Source organism: Methylobacterium variabile, assembly GCF_001043975.1.
Taxonomy (GTDB): Bacteria; Pseudomonadota; Alphaproteobacteria; order Rhizobiales; family Beijerinckiaceae; genus Methylobacterium; species Methylobacterium variabile.
On the sequence record NZ_LABY01000239.1, the window covers coordinates 1 to 20,290 of the forward strand.

23 protein-coding genes are annotated in these 20,290 nt (G+C 70.9%); 6 read left to right on the plus strand and 17 right to left on the minus strand.

The features are described from left to right. Nucleotides 1-181 precede the first annotated feature (181 nt). The 5 genes from VQ02_RS28535 to VQ02_RS28550 all read right to left on the minus strand — a co-directional run bounded on the left by VQ02_RS28535 (nucleotide 182) and on the right by VQ02_RS28550 (nucleotide 2,014). Nucleotides 182-511: a hypothetical protein gene (locus VQ02_RS28535; RefSeq protein ID WP_048447630.1), complete on the minus strand. Its 330-nt coding sequence runs from the start codon at nucleotides 509-511 to the stop codon at nucleotides 182-184. A 104-nt stretch (nucleotides 512-615) separates the two neighbouring features. Then, nucleotides 616-1,017, minus strand: a complete 402-nt coding sequence (locus VQ02_RS28540) for a SpoIIAA family protein (protein ID WP_048447631.1) — start codon at nucleotides 1,015-1,017, stop codon at nucleotides 616-618. 166 nt (nucleotides 1,018-1,183) lie between these two features. Next, complete coding sequence (locus VQ02_RS38430; RefSeq protein WP_167350805.1) at nucleotides 1,184-1,360, minus strand: hypothetical protein; 177 nt, start codon at nucleotides 1,358-1,360, stop codon at nucleotides 1,184-1,186. Between the two features lie 11 nt (nucleotides 1,361-1,371). Then, on the minus strand, nucleotides 1,372-1,665 hold the full coding sequence (locus VQ02_RS28545; RefSeq protein WP_048447632.1) for a hypothetical protein: 294 nt from the start codon (nucleotides 1,663-1,665) through the stop codon (nucleotides 1,372-1,374). A 4-nt stretch (nucleotides 1,666-1,669) separates the two neighbouring features. Further along, a complete protein-coding gene (locus VQ02_RS28550; protein WP_048447633.1) occupies nucleotides 1,670-2,014 on the minus strand; it encodes a hypothetical protein in 345 nt (114 codons plus the stop codon). Nucleotides 2,015-2,175: 161 nt separating this feature from the next. Here VQ02_RS28550 and VQ02_RS28555 point away from each other — a divergent pair, with 161 nt between their 5' ends. Together VQ02_RS28555 and VQ02_RS28560 are read left to right on the plus strand one after the other, a co-directional pair. Next, entirely contained in the window at nucleotides 2,176-2,775 is a 600-nt protein-coding gene (locus VQ02_RS28555; protein ID WP_048447634.1) for a nitroreductase family protein, read from the plus strand. After that, nucleotides 2,772-4,385, plus strand: a complete 1,614-nt coding sequence (locus VQ02_RS28560) for an acyl-CoA synthetase (protein WP_048447635.1) — start codon at nucleotides 2,772-2,774, stop codon at nucleotides 4,383-4,385. The genes VQ02_RS28555 and VQ02_RS28560 overlap by 4 nt, the downstream gene beginning before the upstream one ends. Before the next feature lie 71 nt (nucleotides 4,386-4,456). On the opposite strand, the gene VQ02_RS28565 is transcribed toward VQ02_RS28560, so the two are convergent. Beyond that, entirely contained in the window at nucleotides 4,457-4,984 is a 528-nt protein-coding gene (locus tag VQ02_RS28565; protein ID WP_048447636.1) for a phenolic acid decarboxylase, read from the minus strand. A 485-nt stretch (nucleotides 4,985-5,469) separates the two neighbouring features. On the opposite strand from VQ02_RS28565, the gene VQ02_RS28570 reads away from it, so the two are divergent. Further along, complete coding sequence (locus VQ02_RS28570; protein ID WP_048447637.1) at nucleotides 5,470-6,378, plus strand: LysR family transcriptional regulator; 909 nt, start codon at nucleotides 5,470-5,472, stop codon at nucleotides 6,376-6,378. A 254-nt stretch (nucleotides 6,379-6,632) separates the two neighbouring features. Here the strand turns inward: VQ02_RS28570 and atpC are convergent, their stop codons facing one another. From atpC to VQ02_RS28625, 11 genes are all read right to left on the minus strand, one after another. Then, the gene (gene atpC, locus VQ02_RS28575) at nucleotides 6,633-7,034 is read right to left on the minus strand and encodes an ATP synthase F1 subunit epsilon (RefSeq protein ID WP_048447638.1); all 402 of its coding nucleotides are present in this window, start codon (nucleotides 7,032-7,034) and stop codon (nucleotides 6,633-6,635) included. Nucleotides 7,035-7,126: 92 nt separating this feature from the next. After that, nucleotides 7,127-8,584 carry a F0F1 ATP synthase subunit beta gene (atpD, locus tag VQ02_RS28580; RefSeq protein WP_048447639.1) on the minus strand — a complete coding sequence of 486 codons (1,458 nt, stop codon included), beginning with the start codon at nucleotides 8,582-8,584 and terminating at the stop codon, nucleotides 7,127-7,129. 25 nt (nucleotides 8,585-8,609) lie between these two features. Further along, nucleotides 8,610-9,494 carry a F0F1 ATP synthase subunit gamma gene (locus VQ02_RS28585; protein WP_048447640.1) on the minus strand — a complete coding sequence of 295 codons (885 nt, stop codon included), beginning with the start codon at nucleotides 9,492-9,494 and terminating at the stop codon, nucleotides 8,610-8,612. A 31-nt stretch (nucleotides 9,495-9,525) separates the two neighbouring features. Further along, complete coding sequence (gene atpA / locus VQ02_RS28590) at nucleotides 9,526-11,055, minus strand: F0F1 ATP synthase subunit alpha (RefSeq protein ID WP_048447641.1); 1,530 nt, start codon at nucleotides 11,053-11,055, stop codon at nucleotides 9,526-9,528. Nucleotides 11,056-11,121: 66 nt separating this feature from the next. Beyond that, nucleotides 11,122-11,694, minus strand: coding sequence for a F0F1 ATP synthase subunit delta (locus VQ02_RS28595; RefSeq protein ID WP_048447642.1), 573 nt, complete (start codon nucleotides 11,692-11,694; stop codon nucleotides 11,122-11,124). A 397-nt stretch (nucleotides 11,695-12,091) separates the two neighbouring features. Continuing rightward, on the minus strand, nucleotides 12,092-12,793 hold the full coding sequence (locus tag VQ02_RS28600) for a DsbA family protein (protein ID WP_048447643.1): 702 nt from the start codon (nucleotides 12,791-12,793) through the stop codon (nucleotides 12,092-12,094). A gap of 76 nt (nucleotides 12,794-12,869) precedes the next feature. Beyond that, nucleotides 12,870-13,361, minus strand: coding sequence for a glutathione peroxidase (locus VQ02_RS28605; protein ID WP_048447644.1), 492 nt, complete (start codon nucleotides 13,359-13,361; stop codon nucleotides 12,870-12,872). 49 nt (nucleotides 13,362-13,410) lie between these two features. After that, entirely contained in the window at nucleotides 13,411-14,613 is a 1,203-nt protein-coding gene (locus tag VQ02_RS28610; protein WP_048447645.1) for a Zn-dependent hydrolase, read from the minus strand. A 396-nt stretch (nucleotides 14,614-15,009) separates the two neighbouring features. After that, complete coding sequence (locus tag VQ02_RS28615; RefSeq protein ID WP_048447651.1) at nucleotides 15,010-15,483, minus strand: DUF3597 domain-containing protein; 474 nt, start codon at nucleotides 15,481-15,483, stop codon at nucleotides 15,010-15,012. Between the two features lie 44 nt (nucleotides 15,484-15,527). Next, nucleotides 15,528-15,761, minus strand: coding sequence for a DUF2171 domain-containing protein (locus VQ02_RS28620; RefSeq protein ID WP_048447646.1), 234 nt, complete (start codon nucleotides 15,759-15,761; stop codon nucleotides 15,528-15,530). 115 nt (nucleotides 15,762-15,876) lie between these two features. Then, nucleotides 15,877-17,460 (minus strand): aldehyde dehydrogenase (NADP(+)), encoded by a 1,584-nt coding sequence (locus VQ02_RS28625; protein WP_048447647.1) that lies wholly within the window; start codon nucleotides 17,458-17,460, stop codon nucleotides 15,877-15,879. A gap of 223 nt (nucleotides 17,461-17,683) precedes the next feature. On the opposite strand from VQ02_RS28625, the gene larC reads away from it, so the two are divergent. The 3 genes from larC to VQ02_RS28640 form a co-directional block, all read left to right on the plus strand. Next, nucleotides 17,684-18,982, plus strand: a complete 1,299-nt coding sequence (larC, locus tag VQ02_RS28630; RefSeq protein ID WP_048447648.1) for a nickel pincer cofactor biosynthesis protein LarC — start codon at nucleotides 17,684-17,686, stop codon at nucleotides 18,980-18,982. Beyond that, complete coding sequence (larE, locus tag VQ02_RS28635; RefSeq protein WP_048447649.1) at nucleotides 18,979-19,806, plus strand: ATP-dependent sacrificial sulfur transferase LarE; 828 nt, start codon at nucleotides 18,979-18,981, stop codon at nucleotides 19,804-19,806. The genes larC and larE overlap by 4 nt, the downstream gene beginning before the upstream one ends. After that, a partial coding sequence (locus VQ02_RS28640) for an AIR carboxylase family protein (protein WP_048447650.1) occupies nucleotides 19,803-20,290 on the plus strand: 488 nt, incomplete at its 3' end. The genes larE and VQ02_RS28640, both read left to right, overlap by 4 nt.

The following is a 20,290-nucleotide window of genomic DNA, read 5'->3' on the forward strand; positions in this document are numbered from 1 at the left end:
CGTCGGGGATGAAGGTCATCGCGCCCCTATGCCGGGGGGCGGGCCGGGGCTCAAGCGTGGCCGCCGTTCGAACCGGCGCGCGAAAGCCTCCGGGTCGCGGCGCCCCCCGGCTGCGGCGCGCAATCCGCGAGCCCGACGGCCCGTCGACCGGACACGCCGCCATCCCGGGGGACTTGGCGCCTCACGGCCGTGTCAGCGGCCCGTCGCAGGCCCGCGCCGCCCGCCAGGCGATGGCGAACCCGGGATCGATGACGTAGCCCGTCCCGGCCTCGTCCCGCCGGTACCAGCCGTTGACCCTCGGTACGTGGCCCTTGCCGTGCACGGCCGTCGTCACGTGGCCGAGGACGGTGGCGACGAAGTCGGCGGATCCGTGCCGCTGCATCTCGGCCGCCGTCACGGCCTGCTGCTCGGCGAAGAAGTCGATCAGCGCGAGGCACTCGCGCTCGGGAAACGTGCGCTTGCGGGCCCCGATGTGCTGGCGCGCCCTGTAGGCCGCGGCTCCCCAATCCATGGTGCGTCAGCTTGGCCTGGAGCGCCGCTGCGCGCGCGCGGCGCTTCGCGCCAGGCCACCCGGCAGGGCGGGGCTCGTCGTGGCACGCAGGGCGGCTGGCACGATCAGCCCGTGGCCGGCCCGGCTTCGGCGAGGTACGCCCAGGCCGCAGCCTCGTCGGACAGGTCGAAGGTCTTGGTCTCGACCGGCAGAACCGCTCCCGACAGCGTGATCATGGCGCGGGCGACCATCGGCGCGCCGACCACGACGTATTTCCGGATATGCGCGACCGAGCGGGCCATCACCCCGCTGGCATAGCCGTCGAACCGCGCGCCGAGGTCGGAGCCTTCGTAGTTCGACATGATGAGCAGCATGTCGATCTTGCCGTGCGCCGTCATGGCCGCGTCGGTGATCGACGACATCCACTCGATATCCGGCTTCGTGATCCTGTCCTTGATCTCGAAGGCGATGAGGTCGGGCCGGGGTGCATCGCGCCGGATGACCGAACCGTCTGGTGCTGTGCTCATGAAGGCCTTTCTCGGCGGCGTCCCTGCGGGTCGTGGTCGGAAGCGGCGCGCCTCATCGCGCTCGGTTCGGGGATGCACCGGGAGCGGGCGAGCCGACGCCCGCTGCGGCTCCTGGTCCGCCGCCGGTTGTGATCGCAAAACCGGCGGCCCCTCTCGCGAGACCGGCTCAGCTCGTCCCCGGATCGACCTCGACCTTCTGCCGGTCGCCCGCATTGGCACCCGACTTGTTGTCCTCGCCGTCGCCGTCCTGCGGGACCGCCGCGACGCCCTTCAGGTCGTCCGCGGTGATCTTGTCGTCGCGGGCGGGCTTGCCGTCCCGGCCGCCCTCGCGTTGATCCACCATCGCTTCCCTCCTCACCAATCGACCTTGCCGCCGGTCTTCTCGGTCCGGTACTCGCCGTCCGCGACCTTCTGTCCCTCGCGCGCGCCCTGCCCGGCGATCTGGTCGGAATGGCCGCCGGAGCTGCCGCCGACCGAGGTCGGCGGCCGGCCGGGGGTGCCGGCCGACGACCACTCGCGCTTCAGCTCGGCCTCGTCGCGGCCGCCGCCTTCCTGCCGGGTGATCGCCGCCTGCTCGGGCGTCTGGTGGCCGCCGCCGGCGGCCGGCTCGCCCGGGCTGCCCACCACGTCGTCGGGCTTGCGCGTCATCGCCTCACTCCCCCTCGTCCTTGCCGACTGCGGCGGTCGCCCGGTCGATCGCCTCGCGGGCGGCAGGGCTTCCCGTCGAGGGGTCGCTGATCCGGCGCAGGTTCTCGGGCGGCGTCTCGTCCTCGGTGGCCTGGCTGCCGTCGGTCGCGCCGATCGCGTCGCGGCGGTTGAAGTCCGAGGCGACCCGGGCGTCGCGGGCCTGGCCCATCGGGTCGTGGCCCATGTCTCCTTGCGTCCGCTGCGGCACCCCGAGGTCGAGCGGGGAATCCTGTCCCATGTCCTGGCCGTTGCGGTCGGTATAGGGGTCGAAGTCGCGCAGCGAGGGCCGCGCCTGATCCGTCTTCGCCATGGTCGTCTCCTGATGCGGCCGGCTCATCCGTGTCGAGGACAACACCGGGGGCGGTATGAGGTTTCCGGGGGTCAGGTCCGCCCGAGAACCCGCATCCCGGCCCGTGACAACCGCCGCGCTTGCTGGCAGGACGGCGCGAAATCCACGGAGATCGTCCGCCCGTGACATCCGCCAATTCCCGCACCGCCGATTTTCCCGTCGATCCGCTCTTTCTCGAGCGCTGGTCGCCGCGCGCCTTCACCGGCGAGGCGGTGCCGCAGGCCGACCTGATGACGATGCTCGAGGCGGCGCGCTGGGCGCCCTCGTCCTACAACTCGCAGCCCTGGCGCTTCGTCTACGCCTTGCGCGACACCCCCGCCTGGGAGACGCTGCTCGGCCTGCTGGTGCCGTTCAACCAGGGCTGGGCGAAGAATGCCGGGGCGCTGGTGTTCCTGGTCTCGAACGAGATGATGAACACCAAGGACGGGCTGCAGCCCTCCTGGAGCCACTCCTTCGACGCCGGCACCGCCTCGGCGCTGTTCCAGCTCCAGGCGGTGCGGATGGGCTGGCACGCCCACGGGATGACCGGCTTCGACAAGGAGCGCGCGCCCGCCGCGATGAAGCTTCCGCCCCACCACCGGGTCGAGGCCGCCTACGCCATCGGCCGCAAGGCGGATCCGGCGACCCTGCCGGAGGAGACCCGCGCCCGCGAGGTCCCGAACGGCCGCCATCCCCTGTCCGACTTCGTGTTCGAGGGCGGTTTCCCGCCGCGCGAGGCGTGAGCCCCACCTCCTACGACAGTCTCGTCTCCGGGTTCCGCTGGCGGATCCCGGAGCGCTACAACATCGCGGTCGACGTCTGCGACCGCTGGGCCGCGGCCGATCCGGACCGCACCGCGATCCTCGACGTCGGCGCGAGCGGCCGGGTCGAGGCGTGGAGCTTCGCCTCCTTGCGCGAGGCCTCGAACCGCTTCGCCAATGCGCTCCGGGCGCACGGCGTCCAGGCCGGCGACCGGGTGGCGGTGCTGCTGCCGCAATCCCCTGCCGTGGTGGTGGCTCACCTCGCGATCTACAAGCTCGGCGCCATCGCCCTGCCCCTGGCGGTCGTGTTCGGGCCCGAGGGCCTGCTCCATCGCTTGGCGGATGCCGGGGCCCGGGCCGTCGTGACCCATGCGGGCGGCGTCGCCAAGCTCGGCCCCCTGCGCGAGAACCTGCCGGCGCTCGACCTCGTCGTCTCGACCGACGGGGCGGCGGACGGGGCGCTGGGCTACGCCGACCTGCTGGCGGCCGCCTCGCCGGACCTCGTCCCCGTCGACACGCGGGCCGACGACCCGGCCCTGATGATCTACACCTCCGGCACCACCGGGCCGCCGAAGGGTGCGCTGCACGGCCACCGGGTGCTGCTCGGCCATCTGCCGGGCTTCTCCATGATGCACGAGTTCATGCCGCGGCCGGGCGACCGGATGTGGACCCCTGCCGACTGGGCCTGGGCCGGCGGCCTGCTCAACGCCCTCCTGCCGAGCCTGCACTACGGCGTCGCCGTGGTGGCGCGCAAGGCGGAGAAGTTCGACCCCGAGGAGGCGTTCCGGCTGATGGCCGACCACTCGGTCGCCAACGCCTTCGTGCCGCCGACGGCCCTGCGGATGCTGCGCATCGTCGAGGATCCGCGCCGGCGCTTCGACCTGCGCTCCCTGCGCACCCTGGCCTCGGCCGGCGAGATGCTGGGGCCCGAGACCTTCACCTGGGCGCAAGGTGCCCTCGGCCTCACCATCAACGAGGCTTACGGCCAGACCGAGTGCAATCTCGTGCTCGCCTCCTGCGCGGCCTTGGGCGTGGCGCGGGCGGGCTCGACCGGGCGCCCGGTGCCGGGCCACCGGGTCGCGGTGATCCGCCCGGACGGCACCCCGGCGGCAGTCGACGAGACCGGCCAGATCGCCGTCGCCCGGCCCGACCCGGTGATGTTCCTGCACTACTGGAACGACCCCGAGGCGACGGAACGCAAGTTCCTGGGCGACTGGATGACCACCGGCGACCAGGGCCGGATGGATGCGGACGGCTACGTCCATTTCGTCGGACGCGACGACGACGTCATCACCTCGTCCGGCTACCGGATCGGCCCTGGCGAGATCGAGGACTGCCTGCTGCGCCACCCGGCCGTCGCGCTCGCCGCCGCGGTCGGCAAGCCCGATCCGGTGCGCACCGAGATCGTCAAGGCCTTCGTGGTGCTGCGCCCCGGGCACGCCGCCTCCGAGGCGCTGGCCGCCGAGATCCAGGCCTTCGTGCGCACCCGCCTCTCGGCCCACGAATACCCGCGCGAGATCGCCTTCCGGCCGACCCTGCCGCTGACCACGACCGGCAAGATCATCCGGCGGGTGCTTCGGGACGAGGTCTAACTGTTCGTGTGCGGGACATCGAGTGACGGCGGCATCCGGTCGATGGGACGCCGCCATCCGCTCGGGTCTGATCAGTTGGTGCGATCGAGGAAGCCGTCTGGCAGCTGACCGGGAGCGGCGTTGATGACGTCATCGTTATCGGCGCCGCGCTGCTCCATGAAGGTGATCTTCGCGAACTCGCCAATGACAACGTAAGGGTAGGCGGGACCTTCATCGCGAAAGCGGTTCATGTCCGCGATGAACTCATTCTGATAACAGATCGTCTTCTCGGGATGCTGGCCCTCGCCAGCGATCCATTGCGGGAAGAAAATGGTACCATGCACCACGCGCCGCCCGATATCGAAGTAGAGGCTGACGCAGGTCCCGGTGGGCTCATGCCAGTCGGCCTTGTACATGCCAGGCGCCAGCTGGACGAGTTGCATCGTCTGGTTCGTCACCCAGCGGCCGCCGACCAAGCCCTGGTGGATACGATAGTCGCAGGTCGTCGCATTGCGGGCGTACCATTCATAACGCCAGCCATTTGCATACGTATAGATGAAGTGATTTCCGATGAACGCGTCCAAATCATTAGGCAGATCGAGACCGAGATCGTCAGCCATATGTAGCTCCTTCGCTGGGTGAAAGTTGGACGGGATGCGTTGCACGCATTCGGTCAGTCGAGGCGAAAACCAAGATCGCCGTCTCAAGCACGTGTTCCGCGTAGATACGCGTGCCGGCCGTCACGCGGTTCGCAAGTGTGCGGAGGGAAGTTGTGGTAGTCGTAGACCGGCGACGGATACTCCATACCGGTGAAGGCGGAGCCTTCCGTTTCCCACCGCCCCGACACGACCAAGACGGCGCGAGGGCGCTCAGGCAGGGTTGCCGGGAGCCCGCGCAGAAATGCCGCCAGACCGGTCCAGATGCCGCGCGGATCGTCCACAAAAAGCAGGGATCGCTCCCGCGAGGGATGAACCGCGTCGTCTGACGTAAGGGTTCAGGGGGGTAGGTCGGCATCAAGCGATCTCCTGAAGCCCAAATACGCCCTCGCTTCCATGATTGTAACAAGCGTATTGGTTCGATCTGTTTGAACCAGGGGTTGCCAATCATGGCCGATCGGCTGACCGGCATCGAGGTCTTAGTGCGTGCGGTCAGGCTCGGCAGCCTGTCAGCGGCGGCCCGTGCGACGGGCATGTCATCGACCATGGCGGCCCGCCATCTGGAGATGCTAGAGGCGCGGCTCAGCACGACGCTGGTGCGTCGCACCACCCGTAAGCTGTCGCTGACCGAGGCGGGGGCGGCGTTCCTCGATCGCGCGGAGCGGTTGCTGGCGGATTTGGGCGAAGCGGAAGCGGAGGCGACGGCCGGCACTGCCGCGGTGAAGGGGCTGGTGCGGGTCAGCGCGCCGGCCGTCCTCGGGACCATGCACCTCGCGCCGCTGCTGCCGATGTTCGCCGCGGCTTATCCCGCGGTGTCGATCGAGTTGGGGTTGAACGATCGCACGGTCGATCTGCTGGAGGAGCGGTGGGACATGGCGATTCGCATCGGACGGCTCGCCGACAGCACGCTCGTCGCCCGCAAGATCGCTGACGTGCGGCTTAGTCTATGCGCCGCCCCGGACTATCTGCGTCGTCGAGGCACCCCGCAGACGATTTCTGATCTCGGCAGGCATGACTGCCTTGGCTACACCCTGTCCGATCGCATGACGGCGCAGCTCTGGTCCTTCGGTCGCGATGGGGCCGTGCGCGTGCCGGTGCGCGGCACCCTCGCCGCCGATAACGGCCACGCGCTGATGACAGCGGCGATCGGCGGTCAAGGCCTGCTTTACGGTCCGCACTTCATTGTGGCCGCGGCGATCGCGGACGGCCGACTGGCCGAGTTGACCCTTGACCAGCCGGTGATGGACCTCGGTGCAATCTACGCTCTGACCCATCCGACCCGACGTCCCAGTGCCAAGGTACGTGCCTGGATCGAGTTCATCACCGCCAAACTGCGCGAGATGGCGCGAGACTGGTGACGACGGCTCGTTCCATCGAGCAAGCGTTCGTCCCATTCGGCCGATCGCTTTCAGCGGCCGTTATCGACATGCCTCAGCTTCAGGAGCACCGACTCCGTGCTCGATGTGCGGCAATCCTCGCCGGTGGCTCACCGAGGTCACGGCGCAGGAGCGCCGGAGCCTTGCAGGCGGATGACGTCATGCTGCGGTAAATAGAAGAAGGCGGCGGAGCATCGCTCCGCCGCCTTCATGATCAATTCTCGCCTGTGCGAGGATCAGAAGCTCAGCGCCACCTTGGCCTCGCGCAGCTGCGCGATCTGGCCCTCGATCTCGATCTTGCGGTCGTAATCGTCGGTGGCGTCGTACTGGAGCTCGGCCGCCGCGATGTCGGCGTCGATGATCTCCGGGGTCAGCTCCTCGACCGGGGTCGCGCGCTCGGCGATCACGGTGAGCGAGGTGGCGTTGATCTCGGCGAAGCCCCCGCGCACCAGCACCCGCTTGCCGTGCTGCGGGCTCTCGGTGATGACCAGCATGCCGGTCTTGAGGGTGGTGAGCACGGGCGCGTGCCCGGGCAGCACCGTCATCTCGCCCTCGGAGCCCGGCAGCTGCACGGCATCGACCGCGCCCGAATACAGGATCCGCTCGGGGCCGACGAGGTCGAACTGGAAGGTGGCCATGGGGTAGGGTCGATTCCGGTTTCGTCAGACGCGAAGGGGCTTTGCGCGAAAGGGCCCAGCCGTCAGGCCGGGCCCGCTTTTGGCGCTGCCGATCAGGCCGCGGCGGCGAGGCGCTGGGCCTTCTCCTTAGCCTCCTCGATCGAGCCGACCATGTAGAAGGCCGCCTCCGGGAGGTTGTCGTACTCGCCGTCCACCAGGCCCTTGAAGCCCTTGATGGTGTCCTCGAGCGCCACGAGCTTGCCCGGCGAGCCGGTGAAGATCTCGGCGACGTGGAACGGCTGGCTCAGGAAGCGCTCGATCTTGCGGGCGCGCGCCACGGTCAGCTTGTCCTCCTCGGACAACTCGTCCATGCCCAGGATCGCGATGATATCCTGGAGCGCCTTGTAGCGCTGCAGCACCTGCTGGACGCGGCGGGCGACGTTGTAGTGCTCCTCGCCGAGGATCGCCGGCGACAGCATGCGCGAGGTCGAGTCGAGCGGGTCCACCGCCGGGTAGATGCCCTTCTCGGCGATCGAGCGCGACAGCACGGTCGTGGCGTCGAGGTGGGCGAACGAGGTGGCAGGCGCCGGGTCGGTCAGGTCGTCGGCCGGCACGTAGATCGCCTGCACCGAGGTGATCGAGCCCTTGGTGGTGGTGGTGATGCGCTCCTGCAGGGCGCCCATGTCGGTGGCGAGCGTCGGCTGATAGCCCACCGCCGAGGGGATGCGGCCGAGCAGCGCCGACACCTCGGAGCCCGCCTGGGTGAAGCGGAAGATGTTGTCGACGAAGAACAGCACGTCCTGGCCCTCGTCGCGGAAGTGCTCGGCGACGGTGAGGCCGGTGAGCGCGACGCGGGCGCGGGCGCCCGGGGGCTCGTTCATCTGGCCGTAGACCAGGGCGCACTTGGAGCCTTCCGCGGAGCCGTGCTCCTTGGGGTCCATGTTCACCTTGGACTCGATCATCTCGTGGTAGAGGTCGTTGCCCTCGCGGGTCCGCTCACCGACGCCCGCGAACACCGAGTAGCCCGAGTGGGCCTTCGCGATGTTGTTGATGAGCTCCATGATGAGCACGGTCTTGCCGACGCCGGCGCCGCCGAACAGGCCGATCTTGCCGCCCTTGGCGTAGGGAGCCAGCAGGTCCACCACCTTGATGCCGGTGACGAGGATCTGGGCCTCGGTCGACTGCTCGGCGTAGGAGGGGGCCGGCTGGTGGATCGCGCGGAGCGACTCGGTCTTGATCTCGCCGGCCTCATCGATCGGCTCGCCGATGACGTTCATGATGCGGCCGAGGGTGTTGGCGCCGACGGGCACGCGGATCGGCGAGCCGGTATCGGTGACCTCCTGGCCGCGGACCAGGCCCTCGGAGGTGTCCATGGCGATGCAGCGCACGGTGTTCTCGCCGAGCTGCATGGCGACCTCGAGGACGAGGCGGTTGCCGTTGTTCTTGGTCTCGAGGGCGTTCAGGATCTCGGGCAGGTGGCCCTCGAACTGCACGTCGACGACCGCGCCGATGACCTGGGTGATGTGGCCGGTCTTGTTCGAGCCGGCGCCGGGGGTGGCAGTGTTCGCCATGATGCTAATCCCTGATTGCGTGCGGTCAGAGCGCCTCGGCGCCCGAGATGATCTCGATCAGCTCCTTGGTGATCATCGCCTGGCGCGTCCGGTTGTAGATCAAGGTCTGCTTCTTGATCATCTCGCCGGCGTTGCGCGTGGCGCTGTCCATGGCGCCCATGCGCGCGCCCTGCTCGGAGGCGGCGTTCTCCAGGAGCGCCCGGAGGATCTGGACGGTGAGGTTCTTCGGCAGCAGGGCCGCCAGGATCTCGCCCTCGCCCGGCTCGTACTCGTAGACCGCGTCGGCCGAAGCGCCGGAGGCGGCCTCGGTCGGGGCGATCTCGGCCGGGATGATCTGCTGCGCCGTCGGGATCTGGGCGATCACCGAGCGGAAGCGCGAGTAGAACAGGGTGGCGACGTCGAACTCGCCCGCGTCGAAGCGGCCGAGCAGGTTGCGGGCGATGGTCTCGGCGTTCTCGAAGCCGAGCTGGCGCACGCCGCGCAGCTCGATCAGCTCGACGATCTGGTCGCGGAACTCGCGACGCAGGACGTCGTAGCCCTTCTTGCCGACGCAGATGATCTTGACCGTCTTGCCCTCCGCCATCAGGCGGCGGGCATGGTCACGGGCGAGACGCGCGATCGAGGAGTTGAACGCGCCGCACAGGCCGCGCTCCGCCGTGCAGACGAGGAGCAGGTGGGTGCGGTCCTGGCCGGTGCCGGAGAGCAGCCGGGGCGTCTCCGCCCCGGGGGTCAGGTTGGCGGCGAGGTTGCCGAGCACCTGGGCCATGCGCTCGGCGTAGGGCCGGGCGCTCTCCGCCGCCGTCTGCGCCCGGCGCAGCTTGGCGGCGGCGACCATCTGCATCGCCTTGGTGATCTTCTGGGTCGCCTTCACCGAGGTGATGCGATTGCGCAGGTCCTTCAGACTCGGCATCGGAGAGTCCCTTGCTGTCGAGCCTTGGAGCTTACTGGAACGACTTGGCGAAGGACTCGACCACGCCCTTCAGCTTGGCGCCGCTGTCGGCCGACAGCTCCTTCGAGGTGCGGATCGTGTCGAGCAGGTCGGCGTGCTTGGTGCGCAGGGTCGAGAGCAGCCCGTCCTCGAAGGCCCGGACCCGGTTGACCGGGACCGCGTCGAGGTAGCCGTTCACGCCAGCGTAGATCACCGCGACCTGCTCCTCCATCTTCAGCGGCGAGAATTGCGGCTGCTTCAGGAGCTCGGTCAGGCGGGCGCCGCGGTTGAGCAGCTTCTGGGTCGAGGCGTCGAGGTCCGAGCCGAACTGCGCGAAGGCCGCCATCTCGCGGTACTGCGCCAGCTCGCCCTTGATCTTGCCGGCGACCGACTTCATCGCCTTGGTCTGGGCGGCGGAGCCGACGCGCGACACCGAGAGGCCGACGTTCACCGCCGGGCGCACGCCCTGGTAGAACAGGTCGGTCTCGAGGAAGATCTGGCCGTCGGTGATCGAGATCACGTTGGTCGGGATGTAGGCCGAGACGTCGTTGGCCTGGGTCTCGATGACCGGCAGCGCGGTCAGCGAGCCGTTGCCGGCGGCGTCGCCCATCTTGGCGGCGCGCTCGAGCAGGCGGGAGTGCAGGTAGAACACGTCGCCAGGATACGCCTCGCGGCCCGGCGGGCGGCGCAGCAGCAGCGACATCTGGCGGTAGGCCACGGCCTGCTTCGACAGGTCGTCGTACACGATCACGGCGTGCATGCCGTTATCGCGAAAATACTCGCCCATGGCGCAGCCGGCGAAGGGCGCCAGGAACTGCATCGGAGCGGCGTCCGAGGCGGTGGCCGCGATGACGATCGAGTACTCGAGGGCGCCGTTATCCTCCAGCACCTTCACGAACTGGGCGACGGTGGAGCGCTTCTGGCCGACCGCGACGTAGACGCAGTACAGCTTGGCCTTCTCGTCGGTGCCGGCATGGGCCGGCTTCTGGTTCAGGATGGTGTCGAGGGCGACGGCGGTCTTGCCGGTCTGGCGGTCGCCGATGATCAGCTCGCGCTGGCCGCGGCCGATCGGGATCAGGGCGTCGATCGCCTTGAGGCCGGTCGCCATCGGCTCGTGCACCGACTTGCGCGGGATGATGCCCGGGGCCTTCACGTCGACGCGGCTGCGCTTCTCGGCGACGATCGGGCCCTTGCCGTCGATCGGGTTGCCGAGCGCGTCGACGACGCGGCCGAGCAGGCCCTTGCCGACCGGCACGTCCACGATGGCGCCGGTGCGCTTGACGGTCTGGCCTTCCTTGATCTCGCGGTCGGAACCGAAGATCACGACGCCGACGTTGTCCTGCTCAAGGTTCAGGGCCATGCCGCGCACGCCCGACTCGAACTCGACCATCTCGCCGGCCTGGACGTTGTCGAGGCCGTAGACGCGGGCGATGCCGTCGCCGACCGACAGGACCTGACCGACCTCGGTGACCTCGGCCTCCTGGCCGAAGTTCTTGATCTGCTCCTTCAGGATGGCGGAGATCTCGGCGGCACGGATGTCCATCTGGACCTTCCCTCGTTCGTTCGCGTGTCGGAGTTTATTCGGAGTGTCGGCGGGTGCGTCGGGCCCTTAGCGGGCGCCCTGCATCGCCAGGCGGATGCTGTTGAGCTTGGTGCGCAGGGAGGCGTCGACCATGCGGCTGCCGAGCTTGACGACGATGCCGCCGATCAGGCTCGGGTCGATGCGGAGATCGAGGTCGACCTCGGCCTTCGCGACGTCCTTGAGCGACGCCTTGATGTCCTGGAGCACCGCGTCGGAGGGCTGCTCGGCCAGCCGCACCTCGGCCCGCACGATGCCCTTCGACGCGCGGACGAGCTCGCGGTAGGCCCGGATCATGTCCGGCAGGGCGAAGAGCCGGCGGTTGGCGGCCGAGAGGCGGATGAAGTTGCCGGCCAGCCCGCCGATCCCGGCCTTCGCCAGCACGGCCTCGATCGCCTTGACCTGGTCCTCGGCCGAGAAGGCCGGGCTGCGCACGAGGCGCCGCAGGTCGGCGCTCTCGGTCAGCAGGGCGTCGAACCGGTCGAGCCCCTCGGCCACCGCGTCGACGGCCCGCTCGTCGCGGGCGAGCTCGAACAACGCCGAGGCGTACCGCCCGGCGACGCCCGCCAGGGGAGAACCCGATTCCGATGCGTTCTGAGCCACCAGCGCTCTCTCTTCATGTCCTGGCCCGACGGGTCCGGCCGCATCGCGCCGGTCGAAGAAGGAGCGGCGGCGGCGCGCGGCCCGTCGATGATGGGAAAGGCTCCGGCGCGAGAAGAATGCCCCCTCCCCCGGCGCGGCGCCGGCCTAGCATGGGTTTTCGGGGGGCGCAAGGCGAGCGGGGACGCGCGCCAATCGCGAGGCGGGCCCTGAGCTTAATCCAGTCTGACGGCGCTTGATGGCGAAGAGTGGGCGCCGGTTCGACGTTGGTCGGATTGCGCGTGGCGGAGGCGCCGATTCCTAGATGCGGCACGAATCGCCCGGCCACCCCGGCGGATCGCCGCCGCGCGCGAAGGTTTCGGTAGGGTTTCCGAGAAATTTCCAGCCGTGCCGGAGGAAGTCAGCCGGTGCAGGCGATCTCGTCGCACTCGGCGACGGCGGCGAGCACCCGGGCGAGGCTCTTCGGGCCCGGATAGCCGAGGAGCGCCGCGGTGCCGACGACGTAGGAGGGCGTGGCGTGCAGGCCGAGATTCGCGGCGAGCCGCATCTGCTCCTTGAGGGCCTCGCGCACCTCGTCGGAATCCGCCGCCTGCTCGATGGCCGCCCGGTCGTGGCCGAGGCGGGCCGCCGCGTCCAGCGCCCGCGACCCGTCGATGCGCCCGGAGGTGCCGGGCCCGAGGAGCGCGAGGTAGAGCTTGGCGGTCGCCGCCGAACCGCCGGCGCGCTGCACCGCCATCGCCACCTTGGCGGCCTGGGCCGACTGCACCGACAGGATCGGGTTGTTGACGAGGCCGATCCGAAGATCCGGGTTGGCCTTGACCAGGTCGTCGAGGTCGCGCGCCGCGGCCCGGCACCACGGACAGTTGTAGTCGAAGAACTCGTAGAGTGTGACCGACGCCTCCCGCGGCCCGAGCCAGGTCACGCCGCGCAGCCGGCCGATCTCGGAGGTCAGCTCGCCGGGCAGGCGGGTGTTGGGGATCGGCTGGCCGTTGTCGCCGGTGACCGGCCGCCACTGCGCCTCCGCCTGCGCCTGGGCCTTCGTGGCGAGGGCGGGGAGCGTCGCCAGGGACGCGGCGAGCAGGGTACGGCGGGAGAGCGGCATGGGGTTCACGTCCGGCGCGCGACGGGCTGTCGTCACCCCATAGGTCTAGCTCGGCTATTTTGGCCGGATGATGGCCTCACGCCGTCACCCTCAGCGCCCTCACCACCGCCGCCTCCAGCGCCGCCGGCTTCACCCGCGGGGCGAAGCGCGCGATCACGCGGCCGTCGCGGCCGACCAGGAACTTGGTGAAGTTCCACTTGATCGCGCGGGTGCCCAGCAGCCCCGGCCGGGCCTCCTTGAGGTGGTCGAAGAGCGGCTCGGCCCGGGCGCCGTTGACCTCGACCTTGGCGAGGAGCGGGAAGCTGACGTCGTAGGTGAGGCTGCAGAAGCGGGCGATCTCCGCGGCGTCCCCGGGCTCCTGCGCGCCGAACTGGTTGCAGGGAAAGCCCAGCACCACCAGGCCGTCGTCGCGGTGGCGGCGCCACAGCTCCTCGAGCCCGGCATAGTGCGGGGTGAAGCCGCAGCGCGATGCGGTGTTGACGATGAGCAGCACCCGCCCACGGTACTGCGCCAGCGGGTGGGGGGTGCCGTCCGGGGCGGCCGGGGCGAAGTCGTGGACCGTGGTCATGGTCCCCTTATGCCCGAGCCGGGACCCAGCGTCTTCCGGGCGCGGGCGGCTATCCCGCCAGCAGCCGCTCGGCCGCCGCACCCAGCACCCGCACGCCGAGCGCCAGGTCCTCCTCCTTGGTGTCCTCGGCCCAGTGATGGCTGATGCCGCCGATCGAGGGCACGAACAGCATCGCGGCGGGCATTACCTTGGCAACGTTCTGGGCGTCGTGGCCGGCGCCCGAGGGCATCGTCTGCCAGCCGCCGGGGCAGAGCGCCTCGGCCGCGGCCGACAGGGCGCCCATCAGGCCGGGATCGCACAGGGCCGGGGTGGCGCGGGAGACCTCGACCAGGGTGGCGCGGCAGCGCTCGCGCCGGTTGCTCTCGCGGATCAGCGCCCGCAAGGTCGCCTCCATCCGCTCCAGCACCGGCATCGACACGTCGCGGAACTGGAACAGGATCTCGGCCCGGCCCGGGATGATGCTCGGCGCGCCGGGATCGAGGCTGATGCGGCCGGTGGTCCAGGTGCTGCGCTCGCCGCACACGAGCGGGAAGGCCTGGTCGATCGCGGCGAGCAGGCGCACGGCGGTCAGGCCGGCGTCCCGGCGCTCCGCCATAGTGGTGCCGCCGGCATGGTCCTGCTCGCCCTCGATCACGATCCGCCACTGCCAGATCGCCACGATCCCGGTGACGATGCCGAGGCGCAAGGCCGCCGATTCGAGCTGCGTGCCCTGCTCGATATGCATCTCCAGGAAGCCGCGGTAGCGCCCCGCCTCCAGCTGCATCCGGGGCAGGGCGGCGAGGCCCGCGGAGGCCAGCGCCTCGCGCAGGGGCGTGCCGTCGGTGCGGTTGCGGCTCCCGTCGATCTCGGCCTCGCTCACCTCGCCGATGGCGGAGCGGCTGCCGAGGAAGCCGACGTCGAAGTGCCCCTCCTCGTCCGCGAAGGCGCAGACATCGACCGGAAGCCCGGCCCGGGCGAGCGCGATCCCCGCCACGACCCCGAGCGCCCCGTCGAGCCAGCCGGCCTCGTTCTGGCTCTCGATGTGGCTGCCGACGAGGAGGTGCGGCCCTGCTCCGGGATGGCGCCCCAGCACGTTGCCGACCCCGTCGATGGAGGGGTGAAGCCCGCATTCCTCCAGGCGCCGCATCAGCCAGCGCCGGGACTCCATGTCTTGAGCTGAGTAGGTCGGGCGGTGCACGCCGGTGCGGAAGCGGCCGATGCCGCGCAATTCGTGCAGGTCGCGCAGGAAGGCTTGGGTGTCGATCTCGGGCATGGGCGTCGTGGATGACCGGGGTTGGCGCCGGAAATCGGATGCGGCCGGCGTCGCAGGCCGGGTCTGCACGATCCGTACCAGGATCTAACTCACGGCCGGTACCCAGCCGCCCAGCCGATCACGGCAAAAAAAAGGCCCGCGAGAGCGGACCTTGGTATCAGTTCCCGCCCGGGAACCACGCGACAGCGGACCGGGTTTGTCCTGTGCAGGGCGGTGGCGATGCCGCTGCGCTGCTCGCGCCCTCCTCGGGCGTTTCCTCCCTAGACTCGGGCCGCCTTCTCGAGGGCGGCCCTTTTTCGTCAAGGATTGTTAACCTAACTCAAGTCCGCGCTTCTGGTTGCATCATTCTTTGGCAACCTGGCGCGCGGCTGGCCCTACGCCGGAAGCATGCTCCGGTCACGCGTGCCGCAGGTCGTCCGGCACCTTGCCGCCGTTCTCGGCGAGCTTCTGCATCAGCTGCCCGTGCAGCCAGACGTTCATCGCGGCGGAATCGCCCATGTCGCCGGTGTAGTGCAGCTCGCGCGCCAGTTCCTGGCGGGCCGACAGGCCGCTGTCGAGCCCGAGGAGCTTCATGAGGTCGACGATGGAGCGCTTGTAGTCGAGCGTCTGGCCGGACCGGGAGGCCAGGTCCTGCAGCACCGCCCCGACATCCACCCCTGTCGGCGTGCCCGCCCCCGGATCGTTGGCCACCGGGGACGGCGCGCCGCTCATCGACGGGGCGGCGGCGCTGCTCGCCCCGCCGGACGGCCCACCTGCCCCGGTGCTGCCGCCCGCCGTGACGGTCGGCGTCTCGGCCGCGTGGGGCGCGGAGGCCTGCGCCGCCGCCGGTCCCCCGAAGATCTTGGTCATGATCGACCCGAAGATGCTCATCTCACCGCTCCTCTCGCGCTGTCGCTCGCCGACGGGGCCGGCCGTCAGGCCGTCGCCCACTCGTCCTTGGCCTCGGCGGTGGTGCGGTTGAGGCGCACCTGACCGCCCTCGACGCTCGCGATGGAGTCGATGTGGATGAAGTGATGGTGGCCGCCGGCCTCAGGGTCGGTCTTCGTCAGCTTGATCCGCTGCCCGTCCAGGTGGTCGATCGTGCCGACATGGCCGCCGTCGGAGCCGACGACGGGCATGTGCTCCTTGATGCTGCTGGTATCGACCATGGCGCGCGCTCCTTGTGGTGCGGCGACCAACGGCAGTGCGGCGGGCGGGTTCCGGCCCCCGGGACACTCCCTTGCTGCATCATGCGCGGCGCGGTTTCCCGCGCCGCGCGTGGGGTCAGGCCTGCGGAGCGGCGAGCTTGCCGTCCTGCCGGCGCCAGAGCTTGAGCGGATTGTCGTCGCGCAGGGAGGCCGGCAGCAGGGCCGGGGGCAGGTCCTGGTAGCTCACCGGGCGCAGGAAGCGGTGGATCGCCAGGCTGCCGACCGAGGTGGTGCGCCCGTCCGAGGTCGCAGGATACGGCCCGCCATGCACCATGGCGTGGCCGACCTCGACGCCGGTGCCGAAGCCGTTGACCAGGATGCGCCCGACCCGGCGCTCCAGTGCCGGCAGCAGCGCCCGGGCGGCCTCGAAGTCGGCCTCGTCGAGGTGCACGGCGGCGGTGAGCTGGCCTTCGAGCTGCTCCAGCACCGCGCGGACCGTCGCGAGGTCCGGGCAGCGCACCACCAGGGAGGCGGCGCCAAACACCTCCTCGGCGAGGGTGTGGTCGGCGAGGAACGCTTGCGCCGTGGTGGAAAAGAGCGCCGCCTGGCCCTGGTGCGTGCCACCGGCAAGGCCGCGCGCCAGCGTGGTCACGGCGGGGTTCGCCTCCAGGGCCGCGACGCCGGCGCAGTAGGCCTTGTGGATGCCGGGCGTCAGCATCGTGGCGGCCTGGGTCTCCTTCAGGGCGGCGGAGGCCGCCTCCAGGAAGCTGTCGAGGCCCGCGCCCTCGACCGCCAGGATCAGGCCCGGATTGGTGCAGAACTGGCCCGAGCCGAGGGTGAGCGAGCCGACGAAGGCGCGGCCGATCTCCGCCCCGCGGGCGTCGAGCGCCGCCGGCAGCAGGACGACCGGGTTGATGCTGCTCATCTCGGCGTAGACCGGGATCGGCTGCTTGCGGGCAGCGGCGGCCTGCATCAGCGCGACGCCGCCGCGGCGCGAGCCGGTGAAGCCGACGGCCGCGATGCGCGGATCGGCGACGAGGGCCTGGCCGACGGAGATGCCGGCGTCGAGCAGGAGCGAAAAGACGCCCTCGGGCAGGCCGCATTGCTTCACCGCCGCCTGCACCGCGCGGCCGACCAGCTCCGAGGTGCCCGGATGGGCCGGGTGCGCCTTGGCCACCACCGGGCAGCCGGCAGCGAGGGCCGAGGCAGTGTCGCCACCGGCGACCGAGAAGGCGAGCGGGAAGTTCGAGGCGCCGAAGACCGCGACCGGGCCGACGGCGATCTGGCGCAGGCGCAGGTCGGGGCGCGGCAGCGGCTTGCGCTCGGGTTGGGCCGGGTCGATGCGGGCCTCGAGGAAGCCGCCGTCGCGCACCACGCCGGCGAACATCCTGAGCTGGCCGACGGTGCGGCCGCGCTCGCCCTCGAGCCGGGCGCGGGGCAGGCCGCTCTCGGCCATGCAGCGCACGATCAGCTCGTCGCCGATCGCCACGATCGCGTCGGCCACCGCCTCGAGGAAGCGGGCGCGATCCTCCAGCGATGTCTCGCGGTAGGTATCGAACGCCTCGGCGGCGAGCGCGCAGGCCCGCTCGACGTCGGCGGGCGTCGCCGAGGCGAAGGCCGGCTCCAGGCTGTTGCCGGTCGCGGCCTCGACGGCGCGGAAGGTCTCGCCCTCGCCGCGGCGGGCGGCGGCGCCGATCAGGTTCTCTCCGGTGATCCGCATGGGTCGCGTCCTCTCCTGTGTGCCTGTGTGGGGGTCGTTGGGCCGGCTTATGCCCCGGCGGACGGGGGATGATCCACCGGGAACCCGAGAAAAATCGGCGCCGTCCCCGCTGCGACGGTCTGTCCCGAGGGGCCGACGCTTGCCGCGGCGCCCGGCGGGCCGATGTGCCCTCGACCGGCACAAGGTCCAACGCCGGCGAGAAGAACCCGATCACAAGGACCCGATGCAGATTCATCTCGACGCCGTCGGCGGTGTCGCCGGCGACATGGTCGTGGCGGCGCTCCTCGACGCCTTCCCGGAGCACGAGGCGGGCGTGCGCGAGAGCGTGGCGCGGGCAAGCCGCGGCCGCACCGCCTGCGCGCTCCTCGCCCACGGCGACGGCGTGCTCCAGGGCCGGCGCTTCGCCGTCACCGGACCCGGAGGCGAGGCGCCGGAGCGGCCGGCGGACGATCACGCCCATCACCACCATGGCCACGGCGACCATCACCACCATCACGGTCACCACGATCACGGCCATCACCACCACGGCGGCGGGCACGCGCACCAGCACTGGTCCGGCATCCGCCGCGATCTCGAAGCCAGCGGCCTTACGCCCGCCGTGCTCTCCCACGCGCTCGCGATCTTCGGGCACCTGGCGCAGGCCGAGGCGCGGGTGCACGGCATCCCAGTCGAGGAGGTGGCGTTCCACGAGGTCGGCGCCTGGGACTCGATCGCCGACATCGTAGCCACCGCCCACCTGGCGGATGCGATCGGCGCCACCGGCTGGTCGGTCTCGGCCCTGCCGCTCGGCTCAGGACGAGTGCGGACCCAGCACGGCCCGCTGCCGGTGCCGGCGCCGGCGACCGCGCTGCTGCTCGAAGGCTTCCTCACCCTCGACGACGGCGTGCCGGGCGAGCGCGTGACCCCGACCGGCGCGGCGATCCTGCGCCATCTCTGCGGCGAGCAGACCCAGCGCGGCGGACCGCGGCGGCTCCTGCGCAGCGGCCTCGGCTTCGGCACCAAGACCTTGCCGGGCCTGAGCAACGTCCTGCGGGTGCTGGCCTTCGAGGAGCAGGGCGCGACGGGCTCTCCCGGCCACCGGGAGCTCGGCGTGATCGAGTTCGAGGTCGACGACCAGTCGGCGGAGGACCTCGCCATGGGGCTCGAGCGCTTACGGGCGCACGACAAGATCTTCGACGTCGTGCAGATGCCGGTCTTCGGCAAGAAGGGCCGGATGATGACCCATGTCCGGGCGCTCGCCCGGGCCGACGCGATCGAGGAGGCGATCGAGGCCTGCTTTCGCGAGACCACCACGATCGGCCTGCGCCACCACGTCGTCTCGGGGGCGGCGCTCCGGCGGCGCCTCGACACCGTGGAGGTGGCGGGACAACCCGTCCGGGTGAAGAGCGTCGACCGGCCGGGCGGGCGCACCGCCAAGGCGGAGGCCGACGACGCGCTGGCCACCGAGGGCCACGCGGCCCGACAGAGGATGCGCCGCGAGGCCGAGCGGCTCGCCCTCGACCTGCCGGAGGACGAGCGGTGAGCGCGAGCCTCGAATCCGTCCTCGCCGGGCTCGGGCCGGTCGCCGTCGCGGTGAGCGGCGGGGTCGACAGCCTGACGCTCGCGACGATCGCGCACCGCACGGCACCCGAGCCGCCCCTGATGGTGCACGCCGTCTCGCCCGCCGTGCCGGGCGAGGCCACCGAGCGGGTGCGGGCGGAGGCGGCCCGCGAGGGCTGGCGCTTGAGGGTGATCGAGGCCGGCGAGTTCGCCGACCCGGCCTATCGCGACAACCCGGTCAACCGCTGCTTCTTCTGCAAGACCAACCTCTACGGCGCGATCCGGCGGGTGACCGATCGGCAGATCGTCTCGGGCGCCAACCTCGACGATCTCGGCGAGTACCGCCCGGGCCTCGACGCCGCCCGGGAGCACGGGGTGCGCCATCCCTTCGTCGAGGCCGGGTTCAGCAAGGCGATGGTGCGGGCGCTCGCCCGCGACCTCGGCCTCGGCGCCGTGGCGGAGCTGCCCGCCGCCCCCTGCCTGTCGAGTCGGGTCGAGACCGGCATCCGCATCGAGCCCGAGACGCTGGCCTTCATCCACGCCGTCGAGCGGCTGGTCGGGGAGGATCTGGCGGAGACCGGTCCGAAGCGTGCGGTGCGCTGCCGGGTGCGCGCCGCCGGCATCGTGGTCGAGCTGGACCCGCTGAGCCTGGCGAGCTTGAACGAGCCGGCCCAGGCCGATCTCGGCCGCCGCATCGCCGCCCGGGCGCCGGCCCGGCTCGCCGCGGCGCCGGTCTCCTTCGCGCCGTACCGCACCGGCAGCGCCTTCCTGGTGGGAGTGTCGCGACCCGGAGGATCGCCACGGTGAGCGTCCAGGACGAGTTCACCCTCGACTTCGCCCGCACCGAGCGGATCGGCCTCGAAGAGGCGGTTTTTGCCGCCGGCAAGTCGCCGGCGCAGATCGACGCCATCCTTGCGGCGGCCGACGCGCGCGGCGCGCGCTTCCTCGTCACCCGCCTCGACCCGGACCGCTTTGCTGCCCTCCACCACCGCGACCGGCTCGATTACTGCCCGGTCTCGCGCACCGCGTTCTTCGGCGAGCCCCGGCGGGTCGAAGGACCCGCCCGCATCGCCATCGTGGCGGCCGGCACCTCGGACGTGCCGGTGGCGCGGGAGGCCGAGCGGACGCTGGCCTACCAGGGCCATGCCTCGACCCTCATCGCCGATGTCGGCGTCGCGGGATTGTGGCGGCTGACCCGGCGGATCGAGGAGATCCGGGCCCACCCGGTGGTGATCTGCGCCGCCGGCATGGACGCGGCCCTGCCGAGCGTGCTCGGCGGCCTCGTCGCCGG